Annotated in this window: 14 protein-coding genes and 5 tRNA genes; 12 read left to right on the forward strand and 7 right to left on the reverse strand. The window is 55.1% G+C overall.

What is annotated here, in order from left to right; all coding sequences use genetic code 11:
* Positions 1-25 precede the first annotated feature (25 nt).
* From tolA to pnuC, 11 genes are all read left to right on the forward strand, one after another.
* Complete coding sequence (gene tolA / locus ACMGGX_RS16000) at positions 26-1,294, forward strand: cell envelope integrity protein TolA (protein WP_214538227.1); 1,269 nt, start codon at positions 26-28, stop codon at positions 1,292-1,294.
* Between the two features lie 134 nt (positions 1,295-1,428).
* Positions 1,429-2,721, forward strand: coding sequence for a Tol-Pal system beta propeller repeat protein TolB (gene tolB, locus ACMGGX_RS16005; protein ID WP_348561649.1), 1,293 nt, complete (start codon positions 1,429-1,431; stop codon positions 2,719-2,721).
* Between the two features lie 35 nt (positions 2,722-2,756).
* The gene (gene pal / locus ACMGGX_RS16010; RefSeq protein WP_003858578.1) at positions 2,757-3,278 is read left to right on the forward strand and encodes a peptidoglycan-associated lipoprotein Pal; all 522 of its coding nucleotides are present in this window, start codon (positions 2,757-2,759) and stop codon (positions 3,276-3,278) included.
* Between the two features lie 9 nt (positions 3,279-3,287).
* Positions 3,288-4,082, forward strand: a complete 795-nt coding sequence (gene cpoB / locus ACMGGX_RS16015; protein WP_029740420.1) for a cell division protein CpoB — start codon at positions 3,288-3,290, stop codon at positions 4,080-4,082.
* A 161-nt stretch (positions 4,083-4,243) separates the two neighbouring features.
* A tRNA-Lys gene (locus tag ACMGGX_RS16020) sits at positions 4,244-4,319 on the forward strand.
* A gap of 26 nt (positions 4,320-4,345) precedes the next feature.
* A tRNA-Val gene (locus ACMGGX_RS16025) sits at positions 4,346-4,421 on the forward strand.
* 3 nt (positions 4,422-4,424) lie between these two features.
* Positions 4,425-4,500, forward strand: a tRNA-Lys gene (locus tag ACMGGX_RS16030).
* A gap of 41 nt (positions 4,501-4,541) precedes the next feature.
* A tRNA-Lys gene (locus tag ACMGGX_RS16035) sits at positions 4,542-4,617 on the forward strand.
* Between the two features lie 31 nt (positions 4,618-4,648).
* Positions 4,649-4,724, forward strand: a tRNA-Lys gene (locus tag ACMGGX_RS16040).
* Between the two features lie 222 nt (positions 4,725-4,946).
* Positions 4,947-5,990, forward strand: coding sequence for a quinolinate synthase NadA (gene nadA / locus ACMGGX_RS16045; RefSeq protein WP_248182336.1), 1,044 nt, complete (start codon positions 4,947-4,949; stop codon positions 5,988-5,990).
* Positions 5,991-6,012: 22 nt separating this feature from the next.
* Positions 6,013-6,732, forward strand: a complete 720-nt coding sequence (gene pnuC, locus ACMGGX_RS16050) for a nicotinamide riboside transporter PnuC (protein ID WP_420298594.1) — start codon at positions 6,013-6,015, stop codon at positions 6,730-6,732.
* On the opposite strand, the gene zitB is transcribed toward pnuC, so the two are convergent.
* Both zitB and ACMGGX_RS16060 read right to left on the reverse strand, forming a co-directional pair.
* Complete coding sequence (zitB, locus tag ACMGGX_RS16055) at positions 6,729-7,667, reverse strand: CDF family zinc transporter ZitB (RefSeq protein WP_420298595.1); 939 nt, start codon at positions 7,665-7,667, stop codon at positions 6,729-6,731. The genes pnuC and zitB overlap by 4 nt on opposite strands.
* 105 nt (positions 7,668-7,772) lie before the next feature.
* On the reverse strand, positions 7,773-8,153 hold the full coding sequence (locus tag ACMGGX_RS16060) for a protein YbgS (RefSeq protein ID WP_024908789.1): 381 nt from the start codon (positions 8,151-8,153) through the stop codon (positions 7,773-7,775).
* A gap of 304 nt (positions 8,154-8,457) precedes the next feature.
* On the opposite strand from ACMGGX_RS16060, the gene aroG reads away from it, so the two are divergent.
* Entirely contained in the window at positions 8,458-9,510 is a 1,053-nt protein-coding gene (aroG, locus tag ACMGGX_RS16065) for a 3-deoxy-7-phosphoheptulonate synthase AroG (RefSeq protein ID WP_008501110.1), read from the forward strand.
* 61 nt (positions 9,511-9,571) lie between these two features.
* Here the strand turns inward: aroG and gpmA are convergent, their stop codons facing one another.
* The 5 genes from gpmA to galE all read right to left on the reverse strand — a co-directional run bounded on the left by gpmA (position 9,572) and on the right by galE (position 14,789).
* Entirely contained in the window at positions 9,572-10,324 is a 753-nt protein-coding gene (gpmA, locus tag ACMGGX_RS16070) for a 2,3-diphosphoglycerate-dependent phosphoglycerate mutase (protein ID WP_348560774.1), read from the reverse strand.
* 206 nt (positions 10,325-10,530) lie between these two features.
* A complete protein-coding gene (gene galM, locus ACMGGX_RS16075) occupies positions 10,531-11,571 on the reverse strand; it encodes a galactose-1-epimerase (protein WP_348560775.1) in 1,041 nt (346 codons plus the stop codon).
* The gene (gene galK / locus ACMGGX_RS16080; protein ID WP_029739550.1) at positions 11,565-12,713 is read right to left on the reverse strand and encodes a galactokinase; all 1,149 of its coding nucleotides are present in this window, start codon (positions 12,711-12,713) and stop codon (positions 11,565-11,567) included. Before galK ends, galM begins: the two co-directional genes overlap by 7 nt.
* A 3-nt stretch (positions 12,714-12,716) precedes the next feature.
* Positions 12,717-13,763: a galactose-1-phosphate uridylyltransferase gene (gene galT / locus ACMGGX_RS16085; RefSeq protein ID WP_348560776.1), complete on the reverse strand. Its 1,047-nt coding sequence runs from the start codon at positions 13,761-13,763 to the stop codon at positions 12,717-12,719.
* A gap of 9 nt (positions 13,764-13,772) precedes the next feature.
* On the reverse strand, positions 13,773-14,789 hold the full coding sequence (galE, locus tag ACMGGX_RS16090; protein WP_023334950.1) for a UDP-glucose 4-epimerase GalE: 1,017 nt from the start codon (positions 14,787-14,789) through the stop codon (positions 13,773-13,775).
* Positions 14,790-14,978: the final 189 nt, after the last annotated feature.

The following is a 14,978-nucleotide window of genomic DNA, read 5'->3' on the forward strand; positions in this document are numbered from 1 at the left end:
TCCGCGTAGTTTTTGGGAACCGATAGTGTCAAAGGCAACCGAACAGAACGACAAGCTTAAGCGAGCGATAATCGTCTCCGCAGTGCTGCACGTGATTCTCTTTGCAGCGCTGATCTGGAGTTCGTTCGACGAGCATATTGATGCATCAGCCGGCGGCGGTGGAGGGTCTTCCATTGACGCCGTGATGGTGGATCCCGGTGCGGTAGTACAGAACTATAATCGCGAACAACAGCAGAAGGCGAGTGCCAAACGGGCTGAAGAGCAGCGTGAAAAACAGTCGCAACAGCAGGCGGAAGAACTGCGTGAAAAGCAGGCCGCAGAGCAGGAGCGTCTGAAGCAGCTTGAGAAGGAGCGTTTGCAGGCGCAGGAAGCTGCGAAAGAGCAGGCGGAACAGCAGAAGCAAGCCGAAGAGGCCGCGAAGAAAGCCCAGGAACAGCAAAAGCAGGCGGAAGAGGCGGCAGCAAAAGCCGCAGCGGACGCGAAAGCACAGGCTGATGCCCAGGCAAAATTAGCGGCAGAAGCGGCGAAGAAAGCCGCTGCTGATGCTCAGAAGAAAGCTGAAGCTGAAGCCGCGAAGAAAGCCGCTGCTGATGCCCAGAAGAAAGCTGAAGCGGAAGCCGCGAAGAAAGCCGCAGCTGATGCTCAGAAGAAAGCCGAAGCGGAAGCCGCGAAGAAAGCCGCTCAGGAAGCAGAGAAGAAAGCTGCTGCCGAGGCCGCGAAGAAAGCGGCTGCAGAAAAAGCTGCCGCTGCTGAAAAAGCCGCAGCCGATAAAAAAGCTGCAGCTGAGAAGGCTGCCGCCGATAAGAAAGCTGCAGCTGAGAAGGCCGCTGCCGATAAGAAAGCTGCTGCTGATAAAGCGGCTGCCAAAAAGGCCGCAGCCGCTGAAAAAGCCGCTGCCGCCGCAGGGGTTGACGATCTGCTGGGCGATTTGAGCTCCGGTAAGAATGCACCGAAAACGGGCGGTGGGGCGAAAGGAAACAACGCAGCGCCGACGGGAAGTGGTAACACTAAGAGTAACGGTGCGACAGGGGCTGAAATCAACGGTTATGCCGCGCAGATTAAATCCGCTATTGAAAGCCGATTTTATGATGCGTCTTCCTATACCGGTAAAACGTGTACGTTGCGTATAAAACTGGCTCCGGACGGCATGCTGCTGGATATTAAGTCTGAAGGTGGCGACCCGGCTTTATGTACTGCGGCCCTGGCTGCAGCGCGTCAGGCGAAGATGCCTAAACCGCCGTCTCAGGCAGTTTACGAAGTCTTCAAAAATGCGCCGCTGGACTTCAAACCTTAAGTTACATTTTCCCCGTGCAAACGGGGAAAAATAGACCAGGTTTAGTCACAGGGTTCTGGTAGTTTTGTCTATTTGAGTTTGTTAACATTCTGCTAAATTATCGTGGGTAAGGTTACCCGGATAAGGGAGATATGATGAAGCAGGCATTACGTGTAGCATTTAGTTTTTTAATGCTGTGGGCAGCAGTACTGCACGCAGAAGTACGTATCGAGATCACCCAGGGGGTGGACTCGGCACGCCCAATCGGGGTTGTTCCGTTCCAGTGGGCCGGTCCTGGCGCTGCACCTGAAGATGCCGGCGGCATCGTAGCGGCTGACCTGCGTAACAGCGGTAAATTCAATCCGTTAGATCGTTCTCGTCTGCCTCAGCAGCCGGGTAGCGCGCAGGAAGTACAGCCTGCAGCATGGTCTGCACTGGGTATTGATGCCGTGGTTGTGGGTCAGGTTACGCCTAACCCGGACGGCTCTTATAACGTGGCCTGGCAACTGGTGGATACCGGCGGTGCACCGGGTACCGTTCTGGCACAGAACTCTTACAAGGTCACTAAGCAGTACCTGCGCTACGCGGCACACGCTGCCAGCGATGCGATATTTGAAAAACTGACCGGCATTAAAGGGGCGTTCCGTACCCGTATTGCTTATGTGGTACAGACCAACGGTGGTCAGTTCCCGTATGAGCTGCGCGTATCTGACTACGACGGCTACAACCAGTTCCTGGTGAAACGTTCTTCTCAGCCGCTGATGTCTCCAGCCTGGTCTCCGGACGGTTCTAAACTGGCCTATGTAACCTTCGAAAGTGGCCGTTCAGCGCTGGTTATCCAGACGCTGGCAAACGGTGCTGTTCGTCAGGTGGCCTCTTTCCCACGTCACAACGGTGCGCCTTCCTTCTCTCCGGACGGGTCTAAACTGGCGTTTGCGCTGTCAAAAACCGGTAGCCTGAACCTGTACGTGATGGACATTGGCTCTGGCCAGATCCGTCAGGTGACCGACGGTCGCAGCAACAACACCGAACCTTCATGGTTCCCGGACAGTCAAAACCTGGCGTTTACCTCTGACCAGGCTGGCCGTCCACAAATCTATAAAGTCAACATCAACGGCGGTGCTCCGCAGCGTATTACCTGGGAAGGTTCGCAGAACCAGAACTCAGACGTGAGCAGCGACGGTAAATTTATGGTAATGGTGAGCTCCAACGGTGGGCAGCAGCACATTGCCAAACAGGATCTGGTAGCGGGTGGCGTTCAAGTTCTGTCGTCAACGTTCCTGGATGAAACGCCGAGTCTGGCACCTAACGGCACGATGGTAATCTACAGCTCTTCTCAGGGGATGGGATCTGTGCTGAATCTGGTTTCTACAGATGGGCGTTTCAAAGCGCGTATTCCGGCAACTGATGGACAGGTAAAATCACCTGCCTGGTCGCCGTATCTGTAAATAATAATTAATTGATTACTAAAGGAATCATAGAAATGCAACTGAACAAAGTGCTGAAGGGGCTGATGATCGCTCTGCCTGTAATGGCAATCGCAGCGTGTTCTTCTAACAAGAACGCCAGCAATGACCAGAGCGGCGAAGGCATGATGGGTGCCGGCACCGGTATGGACGCGAACGGCAATGGCAACATGTCTTCTGAAGAGCAAGCGCGTCTACAGATGCAGCAGCTGCAGCAGAACAACATCGTTTACTTCGATCTGGATAAATACGACATCCGTTCTGACTTCGCTGCGATGCTGGATGCTCACGCTAACTTCCTGCGTAGCAACCCATCTTACAAAGTCACCGTAGAAGGTCACGCGGACGAACGTGGTACTCCAGAGTACAACATCTCCCTGGGTGAACGTCGTGCTAACGCTGTTAAAATGTACCTGCAGGGTAAAGGCGTTTCTGCTGACCAGATCTCCATCGTTTCTTACGGTAAAGAAAAACCTGCAGTACTGGGTCACGACGAAGCGGCTTACTCCAAAAACCGTCGTGCCGTACTGGTTTACTAAGAGAATTGCATGAGCAGTAACTTCAGACATCATCTGTTGAGTCTGTCGTTACTGGTTGGAATAGCGGCCCCCTGGGCCGCTTTTGCTCAGGCACCAATCAGTAGTGTCGGCTCAGGCTCGGTAGAAGACCGGGTCACTCAACTCGAGCGTATTTCTAACGCTCACAGCCAGCTTTTAACCCAACTCCAGCAACAACTTTCTGATAACCAAAACGATATTGACTCTCTCCGCGGCCAGATTCAGGAAAGCCAGTATCAGTTGAACCAGGTTGTCGAACGTCAGAAGCAGATTTTGCTGCAGATAGATAGCCTGAGTAGCGGTGGTGCAGCAGCACAAGCACAGCCAGCCGCGGGCGATCAGACCGGTGCGGCGACATCAGCTCCGGCTGCGGATGCTTCTGCTTCAACAGGGGCGCCTGTACAGAGCGGTGACGCGAATACGGACTACAACGCGGCCATTGCCCTGGTGCAGGATCAATCTCGTCAGGATGACGCCCTTGCTGCGTTTCAGAACTTTGTTAAGAAATACCCTGATTCCACTTATCAGCCAAATGCGAATTACTGGCTCGGTCAGCTGAATTACAACAAGGGTAAAAAGGACGATGCGGCGTTTTATTTTGCCTCCGTGGTAAAAAACTACCCGAAATCGCCAAAAGCGCCTGATGCGATGTACAAAGTAGGCGTCATCATGCAGGACAAAGGCGACACTGCGAAAGCCAAAGCGGTTTACCAGCAGGTAGTCTCCAAATTCCCAGGTACCGAAGGTGCCAAGCAGGCGCAAAAACGTCTGAATTCGATGGGATGATTATCGCATGACCAGAAATCGCGTTATTTCTGGTCGTGCAGCATGATTCGTAAGCAGTTAAGTGATCTTCATCGAAATTTTTGTTGCGCTGAATTCTTAAATCAGTAATATATGCCGCCGTTGCCACGGGATATCAAACAACGTGAAAACAGCGTAAAAGTGGGTCGTTAGCTCAGTTGGTAGAGCAGTTGACTTTTAATCAATTGGTCGCAGGTTCGAATCCTGCACGACCCACCACTTAACGCACACCAGCAGTACAGAGTGGGTGATTAGCTCAGTTGGTAGAGCATCTCCTTTACACGGAGGGGGTCGGCGGTTCGAGCCCGTCATCACCCACCACTCGGGTCGTTAGCTCAGTTGGTAGAGCAGTTGACTTTTAATCAATTGGTCGCAGGTTCGAATCCTGCACGACCCACCAATTTTATTGGTTCCGAGTGATAATTCAGGCAACACCCAAAAGGGTCGTTAGCTCAGTTGGTAGAGCAGTTGACTTTTAATCAATTGGTCGCAGGTTCGAATCCTGCACGACCCACCAGCCTGAATAAATTTGAAGTACATCCCGCAAGGGGTCGTTAGCTCAGTTGGTAGAGCAGTTGACTTTTAATCAATTGGTCGCAGGTTCGAATCCTGCACGACCCACCAGTGTAGAAAGGCGCCCTAAAGGCGCCTTTTTGCTATCTGCCCTCTGTGCAGGTCGGGCAAGGCGAAGCCGCCGGCCGACAAATGCTATCCGCACCTATTTCCGGTGACTTTTCCTCTCATATTCGCTATCTTGTTTAGTATACAAAACACAATTGCCACGCGTTTTGCTATGTCATGCAAAAGAAAGGCAATATTGTTAAGCCCGTAAAACGAGAAGCCATAATGAGTGTGATGTTTGATCCTGAAGCCGCAATCTATCCGTTTCCGCCAAAGCCTGTCCCGCTAAGCCAGGACGAAAAGCAATTCTACCGTGAGAAGATCAAACGTCTTCTTAAAGAACGAGATGCGGTGATGGTGGCCCATTACTACACCGACCCGGAAATTCAGCAGCTGGCGGAAGAGACCGGGGGCTGTATTTCTGACTCACTGGAGATGGCACGCTTCGGTGCAAAACATCCTGCTTCCACGCTGCTGGTCGCTGGCGTGCGTTTTATGGGTGAAACGGCAAAGATCCTGAGCCCTGAAAAAACCATTCTGATGCCGACGCTTAATGCAGAGTGTTCTCTGGATCTCGGCTGTCCGATTGACGAATTCACGGCCTTCTGTGACGCCCACCCTGACCGCACCGTGGTGGTTTACGCCAACACCTCTGCGGCGGTAAAAGCGCGGGCAGACTGGGTTGTCACCTCCAGCATCGCCGTTGAGCTGATTGAACATCTGGATAGCCTTGGCGAGAAAATTATCTGGGCGCCTGACCGCCATCTTGGAAATTATGTCCAGAAGCAGACGGGGGCTGACGTTCTCTGCTGGCAGGGGGCCTGCATTGTGCACGACGAATTCAAAACCCAGGCGCTGGCGCGCATGAAGGCACTTTATCCTGACGCCGCGATTCTTGTTCACCCTGAATCACCGCAGTCGATTGTCGACATGGCGGACGCCGTGGGCTCAACCAGCCAGCTTATCAACGCGGCCAGAACGCTGCCTAACGGGCAGCTCATCGTGGCAACCGATCGCGGTATCTTCTACAAGATGCAGCAGGCCGTGCCGGAGAAAGAGCTCCTTGAAGCGCCAACGGCGGGTGAGGGCGCAACGTGCCGCAGCTGTGCGCATTGCCCGTGGATGGCGATGAATGGCCTGAAGGCCATTGCCGAAGGGCTCGAGACGGGCGGTGCAGCACATGAAATCCATGTGGATGCCGCCCTGCGTGAAGGTGCGTTAATTCCGCTTAACCGCATGCTGGATTTTGCGGCTACACTACGTACTTAATTCAAAACGCCCCGGGGAAAAGATGGATTTTTTTAGCACGCAGAACATTCTGGTTCATATACCGATTGGTGCAGGTGGCTATGACCTGTCATGGATTGAGGCCGTTGGCACGCTGGCGGGATTACTCTGTATCTGGCTGGCAAGCCTGGAGAAGATCAGCAACTACGCGTTCGGGCTGATTAACGTTACGCTGTTTGCGATTATTTTCTTCCAGATCCAGCTGTACGCCAGCCTGCTTTTGCAGCTGTTCTTCTTCGCCGCCAATATTTACGGCTGGTACGCGTGGTCGCGTCAGAACAGCCAGCAGGAGGCAGAGCTGCAGATCCGCTGGCTGCCCTTGCCGAAAGCCATCGCCTGGTTTGTCGCCTGTCTGGTCGCCATTGGTTTAATGACCGTCTATATCAACCCGGTGTTTGCGTTCCTGACCCGCGTTGCCGTTTCGGTCATGTCCGGTTTTGGCCTGAACGTGACGATGCCCGAGCTCCAGCCGGATGCCTTCCCGTTCTGGGATTCCTGCATGATGGTGCTGTCGATTGCAGCGATGATCCTGATGACCCGTAAATACGTTGAGAACTGGCTGCTGTGGGTCATCATCAACCTGATCAGCGTGGCGATCTTCGCCCTGCAGGGCGTCTATGCGATGTCGCTGGAATATCTGCTGCTGACCTTCATTGCGCTGAACGGCAGCCGGATGTGGATTAAGAGCGCGCGTGAGCGAGGTTCTCACGCGCTTTCCAGCTAGTGGTGATGCTGATGTGAATGTCCGGACTGCGCCTCGTTAAGGTGGCAGTCCGGCCCGTTACAGGGCTGATACTCCATCTGGATGGTGGCGTGGCCAATTTCGTAGTGATGTTCAAGAAAATGCTGGATGCGTTCAAGCAGCGCATCGTGGTCGTGAGGCGGGATCACCTGGACGTGCAGCGTCATGACCGGTTTTTCCCCAACCAGCCAGACGTGCACGTGATGAACATTGCGGACTTCCGGGACTGAACGGCGCAGGTTGCGCTTCAGCTCGTCAATATCCATCGATGCCGGTGCCCCTTCAAGCAGTTCATTCACGCTCTCCTTCAGCAGCCGCCAGGCGCTGCGCAAGACCAGACACGACACCAGCACGGACAGAATCGGATCGACAGGCGTCCAGCCGGTGTAGAGGATCACCAGCGCGGCGACAATCGCCCCGACTGAACCGAGCAAATCACCCAGAACATGCAGAGCCGCAGCGCGCACGTTGAGGTTCTTTTCCCCGCTGCCGCGGTGCAAAATCCAGAAGGCGAGGATATTTGCCAGCAGCCCCGCCACGGCAATCACCATCATGGTTGCCCCGGCGATTGGCTGCGGGTGTCTGAAGCGCTGTACGGCTTCCCAGACGATAAGAACGGTAATGACCACCAGCGCAATAGCGTTAACAAACGCGGCGAGGGTTGTCAGCCTCAGCCAGCCGAAGGTATGGCGCGCATTGGGAGGACGACGCGCAAACTGCACCGCCAGCAGGGCGAAGAGCAGCGCTGCGGCATCGGTCAGCATGTGTCCGGCATCAGCCAGTAGCGCCAGAGAGCCGGAGATCAGGCCGCCAATGACCTCGATAACCATAAACGTTGCCGTGACGCCAAAGGCCAGCATCAGTCGTTTAGCGTTGTCGTTGACGGGTGAGTGTGAGTGGGAATGGGAGTGCGCCATGTCTGCTTTCCTGATGTGTTATTGTTTTTAGTGTAGCGTTTTTAATAGGTTACTCCAAAAAGAAAGGAGAGCCAGAGCTCTCCTTTTTCTTCCCGAACACCCCCGTTACTGGGTGGTGCCATCGGTTTTGGTATTCGCGTCGTTTCCTACTTTGTCATTAGGGTCAGGGCATTTTCCGTCCTTGCACATTGAGTTCTTATGAACCTCGTCCGAACTCATATTGTCATGATTCATGGTGCCGGAACCACTGCCGTTGGGATGCAGCATGGTGCCGCCGGTGTTGGTATTACCGGTATTGATCTGGTTGTTGTCGACATTATTCGGGGCGATATTCTGTTTCGCATCAGGTGCGGGCTGGCCTGCTGCCGCAGCGGCATTCGCATCACCGTTGCTGTCTGATGTGCCCGTTTCCGCGGCCAGGACGCTGCCGCTGGCCAGAGTGAGTGTGGCGGTCAGGAAGAGGGTTGCCAGTTTCGTCATTTTCATCATGGTGCTCCTGTTCTTGTCGTTACGCTGGATAACATTCTCCAACAGTGCATCTTTTTCTGAGGCGAAAGATTCCGCCTTACGGACTTACGTCAGTAGGGAATCGCGTTTAAGCGTGTAAAATTGGTTGTTACAGTTAAAAAGCTTAGGTTAGATCTCATATTTCGCTATTTTGTGGCGATTTTTAGGCGAATTCCAGGAATTATCTGCGTGAAGTGTAAAACCGTGTTTACACTTCCTGGTCGACAAGATAGATTGAAAGGATTGCTTTCATTACTAAAGATATGGCAGAGCTGGAAAGAAAATGAATTATCAGAACGACGATTTACGCATTAAAGAGATCAATGAGTTATTACCTCCTGTAGCGCTCCTTGAGAAATTCCCCGCCACTGAAAATGCCGCAAATACGGTTTCTCATGCTCGTAAAGCGATCCATAAGATCCTGAAAGGTAATGACGATCGTCTTCTGGTGGTGATTGGCCCGTGCTCCATTCACGATCCTGCAGCTGCGAAAGAGTACGCTGCCCGTCTGCTCACCCTCCGTGAAGAGCTGAAGGACGAGCTGGAAATCGTGATGCGCGTCTATTTTGAGAAACCGCGCACCACCGTGGGCTGGAAAGGGCTGATTAACGATCCGCATATGGATAACAGCTTCCAGATCAACGACGGTCTGCGCATTGCACGCAAGCTGCTGCTGGAGATCAACGACAGCGGCCTGCCTGCGGCCGGTGAATTCCTGGACATGATTACGCCACAATATCTGGCAGACCTGATGAGCTGGGGCGCAATTGGTGCCCGCACGACCGAATCTCAGGTGCACCGCGAGCTGGCGTCCGGACTCTCTTGCCCGGTGGGTTTCAAAAACGGCACTGACGGCACCATTAAGGTGGCTATCGACGCCATCAACGCAGCGGGTGCGCCGCACTGCTTCCTGTCCGTAACCAAATGGGGCCATTCCGCCATCGTTAACACCAGCGGTAACGGTGACTGCCATATCATTCTGCGCGGCGGCAAAGAGCCGAACTACAGCGCGAAACACGTGGCAGAAGTGAAGGTCGGGCTGGAAAAAGCCGGGCTGCCACCGCAGGTGATGATCGATTTCAGCCATGCTAACTCCAGCAAGCAGTTTAAAAAGCAGATGGAAGTAGGGGCAGACGTTTGCCAGCAGATTGCCGGCGGTGAGAAGGCGGTAATTGGGGTGATGATCGAAAGCCATCTGGTTGAAGGTAACCAGAACCTGGAAGGCAGCGAGCCGCTGGTATATGGCAAAAGCGTCACCGATGCCTGCATTGGCTGGGACGATACCGATGCTATCCTGCGTCAGCTGGCGAATGCGGTAAAAGCGCGCCGCGGCTGAATTCTCAGGCACAAATAAAAAAGCGCGGAAGGCTCCGCGCTTTTTTTATGCCTTGCGAAAATTACTTCGCTTTACCCTGGTTCGCGACAGCCGCTGCTTTCGCCGCGATCTCTTCTGCGTTACCCAGATAGTAGTGTTTGATTGGTTTGAAGTTTTCGTCGAACTCATACACCAGCGGTACGCCAGTTGGGATGTTCAGTTCAAGGATTTCGTCTTCACCCATGTTGTCCAGGTATTTCACCAGCGCACGCAGGGAGTTACCGTGAGCAGCGATGATCACGCGCTCGCCGCTTTTCAGGCGTGGCAGAATGGTTTCGTTCCAGTAAGGCACAACGCGGTCGATGGTCAGCGCCAGGCTTTCGGTGGTTGGCAGCTCAGCGTCGGTCAGCTTCGAGTAACGCGGATCGTGGCCCGGGTAGCGCTCGTCATCTTTGGTCAGCTCTGGCGGGGTGATTGCGAAGCCGCGACGCCATTGTTTAACCTGCTCGTCGCCATATTTCTCAGCGGTTTCCGCTTTGTTCAGGCCCTGCAGCGCACCGTAGTGACGTTCGTTCAGTTTCCAGGACTTCTCAACCGGCAGCCAGGCCTGATCCAGTTCGTCCAGCACGTTCCACAGGGTGTGGATGGCACGTTTCAGCACAGAGGTGTAAGCAAAATCAAAGCTGAAGCCTTCTTCCTTCAGCAGTTTACCTGCTGCTTTTGCTTCGCTTACGCCTTTCTCAGACAGATCAACGTCGTACCAACCGGTAAAGCGGTTTTCGTTGTTCCATTGGCTTTCGCCGTGACGCACCAGGACCAGCTTAGTAATAGCCATCTCTTACTCCTCAAGCATTTTTAGAATGATAACAATTCTCATTATATTGCCGTGGCCGTGCCACCAGCAACGCTTAACCCTAACCATAGCGAAAATAGTCTCTGAGTGTAAGATGCTTGTGAATCCAGGGTTATGATTTTGTCTGCGATCGGCGCTATTTTCAGCAAGGCGAGCAGAAAAAAGCCCTCCGGAGGGAGGGCTGGATATTAATGTGGAATAAAATGATATTCCGTCACGCTCACGTACTCTTCACCCGGACGCAGCACGCAGTCCGGCTGCGGCCATTCCGGATGGTTCGGGCTGTCCGGCAGGAACTCGCTCTCCAGCGCCAGGCCTTGCCAGTCGCTGTACTCATCGTGTTCGCGCGCCGTGGTGCCGCCGAGGTAGTTGCCTGAGTAAAACTGCAGGGCAGGTGCGGTGGTATAAACCGTCATCTGCAGTTTCTCATCCGCAGACCAGACCTGTGCGGCAGGCTGTTTCACATCGCCTTTGGCCTGCAGCAGGAAAGCGTGGTCGTAGCCTTTCACCTTGCGCTGATCGTCATCGCTCATGAAATCCTGGGCGATGGACTTCGCGCTGCGGAAGTCAAAGCTGGTGCCGCTCACGTCTTTGAGGCCCTGATGCGGAATGCCCATCTCGTCAACCGGCAGATACGCATCCGCCAGGATCTGCAGCTTGTGGTTGCGAACGTCGCACTGGCTACCGTCCAGGTTGAAATACGCGTGATTGGTCAGGTTGACCGGACACGGCCTGTCGACCGTCGCACGGTATTCGATGGCGATACGGTTGTCGTCGGTCAGCGTAAAGCGCGCGGACGCGACAAGGTTCCCCGGGAAGCCCTGATCGCCATCAGGCGAATCCAGCGAGAGCAGCACTTCGCCATCGTTTTGACGAACAATCTTCCAGCGGCGTTTATCAAACCCGTCCGGTCCGCCGTGCAGCTGGTTCTCACCCTGGCTTGGAAGCAGGGTGTACTGCACGCCGTTGAGTTCAAAACGGCTTTTCGCGATGCGGTTAGCATAGCGCCCAACGGACGCGCCCAGATAGGCGGACTGATTGACGTACTGCTCAGGCGAGGCGCAGCCGAGCAGAGTCTCGCGTACGCTGCCGTCCGGCATCGGTACGCGGGCAGAAAGAAGGGTTGCCCCCCAGTCCATCACCGTAACGACCATCCCCGCGCTGTTGCGCAGGGTTAACAGGCGATACGGCAGACCATCCGGTGCAAGGGTAGGTGTTTCGTTTAGCACTGTCCGGCTCCTTGTGATGCTTTACAAACATAGAAGGTTTCTTTGATGCCCGTTTTTGCTTCGTACTGCTTCGCCACGGCATCCTGTACGGCAGGGACCAGCTCTTCTGGCACCAGCGCAACGATGCAGCCGCCAAAACCGCCGCCCGTCATTCGCACGCCGCCTTTGTCGCCAATGGTGGCCTTAACGATGTCCACCAGGGTGTCGATCTGCGGAACGGTGATTTCAAAATCATCGCGCATGGAGGCGTGAGATTCCGCCATCAGCTCACCCATGCGTTTCAGATCGCCTTTCGCCAGCGCGGACGCGGCTTCAACGGTACGGGCATTTTCCGTCAGCACGTGGCGAACGCGTTTGGCGACAACCGGATCCAGCTCGTGCGCCACTTTGTTAAATTCATTGAGCGTCACGTCGCGCAGGGCAGGCTGCTGGAAGAAGCGGGCGCCGGTTTCGCACTGCTGGCGGCGGGTGTTGTATTCGCTGCCCACCAGCGTGCGCTTAAAGTTGCTGTTGACGATCACCACAGCCGCGCCCTTTGGCAGGGGAACGGCTTTGGTTCCCAGCGAGCGGCAGTCAATTAACAGGGCATGCTCTTTTTTGCCCAGCGCGGAGATCAGCTGGTCCATAATGCCGCAGTTACAGCCCACGAACTGGTTTTCTGCTTCCTGACCGTTCAGGGCGATTTGCGCGCCATCCAGCGGCAGATGATAAAGCTGCTGGAATACGGTGCCCACGGCGACTTCCAGGGACGCAGAGGAGCTTAAGCCCGCACCCTGCGGCACGTTGCCGCTGATAACTAAATCCGCACCGCCAAAGTTTTTGTTGCGCTTCTGAAGGTGTTTCACCACGCCGCGCACGTAGTTAGACCACTGCTGGCTGTCATGCGTCACAATCGGGGCATCGAGGGAAAACTCGTCCGTCTCATTACCGTAATCCGCCGCAATCACGCGAACTTTACGGTCGTCGCGCTTCGCGCAGCTGATGACGGTCTGGTAATCGATGGCGCACGGCAGCACGAAACCGTCGTTATAGTCGGTGTGTTCACCGATCAGGTTAACGCGGCCAGGTGCCTGGATAACGTGGGTGGCAGGGTAGCCAAATTTCTCAGCAAACAGGGATTGTGTTTTATCTTTCAGACTCATTTTTTAGACTCCTGATTCGCGATAGTGGACGTCGCTAACGGCACGCAGACGTTCTGCCGCCTGTTCCGCCGTCAGGTCACGCTGGGTTTCCGCCAGCATTTCATAGCCCACCATAAATTTACGTACCGTCGCAGAGCGCAGCAGCGGCGGATAGAAATGGGCGTGCAGCTGCCAGTGTTGATTCTCTTCGCCGTTAAACGGGGCGCCGTGCCAGCCCATGGAGTACGGGAAGGAGCACTGGAACAGGTTGTCGTAACGGCTGGTGAGCTTTTTCAGCGCCAGGGCAAGGTCGTCGCGCTGCGCGTCGCTAAGATCGGTGATGCGCTGCACGTGCGCTTTCGGCAGCAGCAGCGTTTCAAACGGCCAGGCGGCCCAGTAGGGGACGACGGCCAGCCAGTGTTCGGTTTCCACCACGGTACGGCTGCCGTCGGCCAGCTCGCGCTGGGTGTAGTCCACCAGCATCGGCGAACCGTTTTCCGCGAAATACGCTTTCTGCAGACGGTCTTCACGCTCGGCTTCGTTAGGCAGGAAGCTGTTCGCCCAGATCTGGCCGTGCGGGTGCGGGTTTGAGCAGCCCATGGCCGCGCCTTTGTTTTCGAACACCTGCACCCACGGATAGCTCTGCCCCAGCTCTGCGGTTTGCGCCTGCCAGGTGCTGACGACCTCTTTCAGCGCGTCCACGCTCAGCTCCGGCAGCGTCTTGCTGTGATCCGGCGAGAAGCAGATCACGCGGCTGGTTCCGCGCGCGCTTTCGCAGCGCATCAGCGGATCGTGGCTTTCCGGCGCGTCCGGCGTGTCGGTCATCAGGGCGGCAAAATCGTTGGTGAACACGAAGGTGCCTTTGTAGTCAGGGTTTTTGTCCCCGGTGACGCGCGTGTTGCCCGGACAGAGGAAGCAGTCCGGGTCGTGCTGCGGCAGGGTCTGTTTTGCAGGCGTCTCCTGCGCCCCCTGCCAGGGACGCTTGGCGCGATGCGGAGAGACCAAAATCCATTGCCCGCTTAACGGGTTAAAACGACGATGCGGATGATCGACGGGATTAAACGAAGTCATGACGGATCCTTAGTCCGGATAACCCTGCGGGTGGCGTGACTGCCAGTGCCAGGTATCCTGTGCCATTTCATCAAGCGTGCGGGTGACACGCCAGTTAAGTTCTTTATCGGCTTTGGTGGCATCGGCCCAGTAAGCAGGCAGGTCGCCATCACGACGCGGAGCGAAGTGGTAGTTAACCGGCTTGCCGCAGGCTTTGCTGAAGGCGTTAACCACGTCCAGCACGCTGCTGCCGACCCCGGCGCCAAGGTTGTAAATATGCACGCCCGGCTTGTTGGCCAGCTGCTGCATGGCCGCAACGTGACCGTCGGCCAAATCCATCACGTGGATGTAGTCGCGCACGCCGGTACCGTCTTCGGTAGGGTAGTCATTGCCAAAAATCGCCAGCGAGTCGCGGCGACCCACGGCAACCTGGGCGATATACGGCATCAGGTTGTTCGGGATGCCCTGCGGATCTTCACCCATGTCTCCAGAAGGATGCGCGCCGACCGGGTTGAAGTAGCGCAGCAGCGCGATGCTCCACTCCGGCTGCGCTTTTTGCAGGTCGGTCAGGATCTGCTCAACCATCAGCTTGCTTTTACCGTACGGGCTTTGCGGGGTACCGGTCGGGAAACTTTCAACGTAAGGGATTTTGGGCTGATCGCCGTAGACGGTGGCGGAGGAGCTAAAGATAAAGTTTTTGACGTTGGCCGCGCGCATGGCGGAGATGAGACGCAGGGTACCGTTGACGTTGTTGTCGTAATACTCGAGCGGCTTCGCAACGGATTCACCGACCGCTTTCAGACCCGCGAAGTGGATCACCGCTTCGATGGCGTGGTCGTGAAGGATCTCGGTCATCAGCGCTTCGTTACGGATGTCGCCTTCCACGAAAGTCGGTTGTTTACCGCCAAGGCGTTCAATCACCGGCAGCACGCTGCGCTTACTGTTGCACAGGTTGTCGAGGATGATGACGTCGTGACCGTTTTGCAGCAGTTGCACGCAGGTATGACTACCTATGTAACCGCTACCACCTGTTACCAGAACTCGCATATTTCGCTCCATTGGGCTTATGGTATGTAATAACCATAGCATAACAGAGACGCGAAAAGTGTGACATGGGATAAAATAGTGGAATCGTTTACACTCGTTTTCACACTCGCTTTTACAATGACTCCGAGCATTCTAGATCAAAGAGATAGCGATGTATTGATGCAGGTTATCTGAAAAAGAGGAGGGCAG

It is taken from the genome of Enterobacter sp. BNK-29, from assembly GCF_048684785.1.
Lineage (GTDB): Bacteria > Pseudomonadota > Gammaproteobacteria > Enterobacterales > Enterobacteriaceae > Enterobacter > Enterobacter cloacae_M.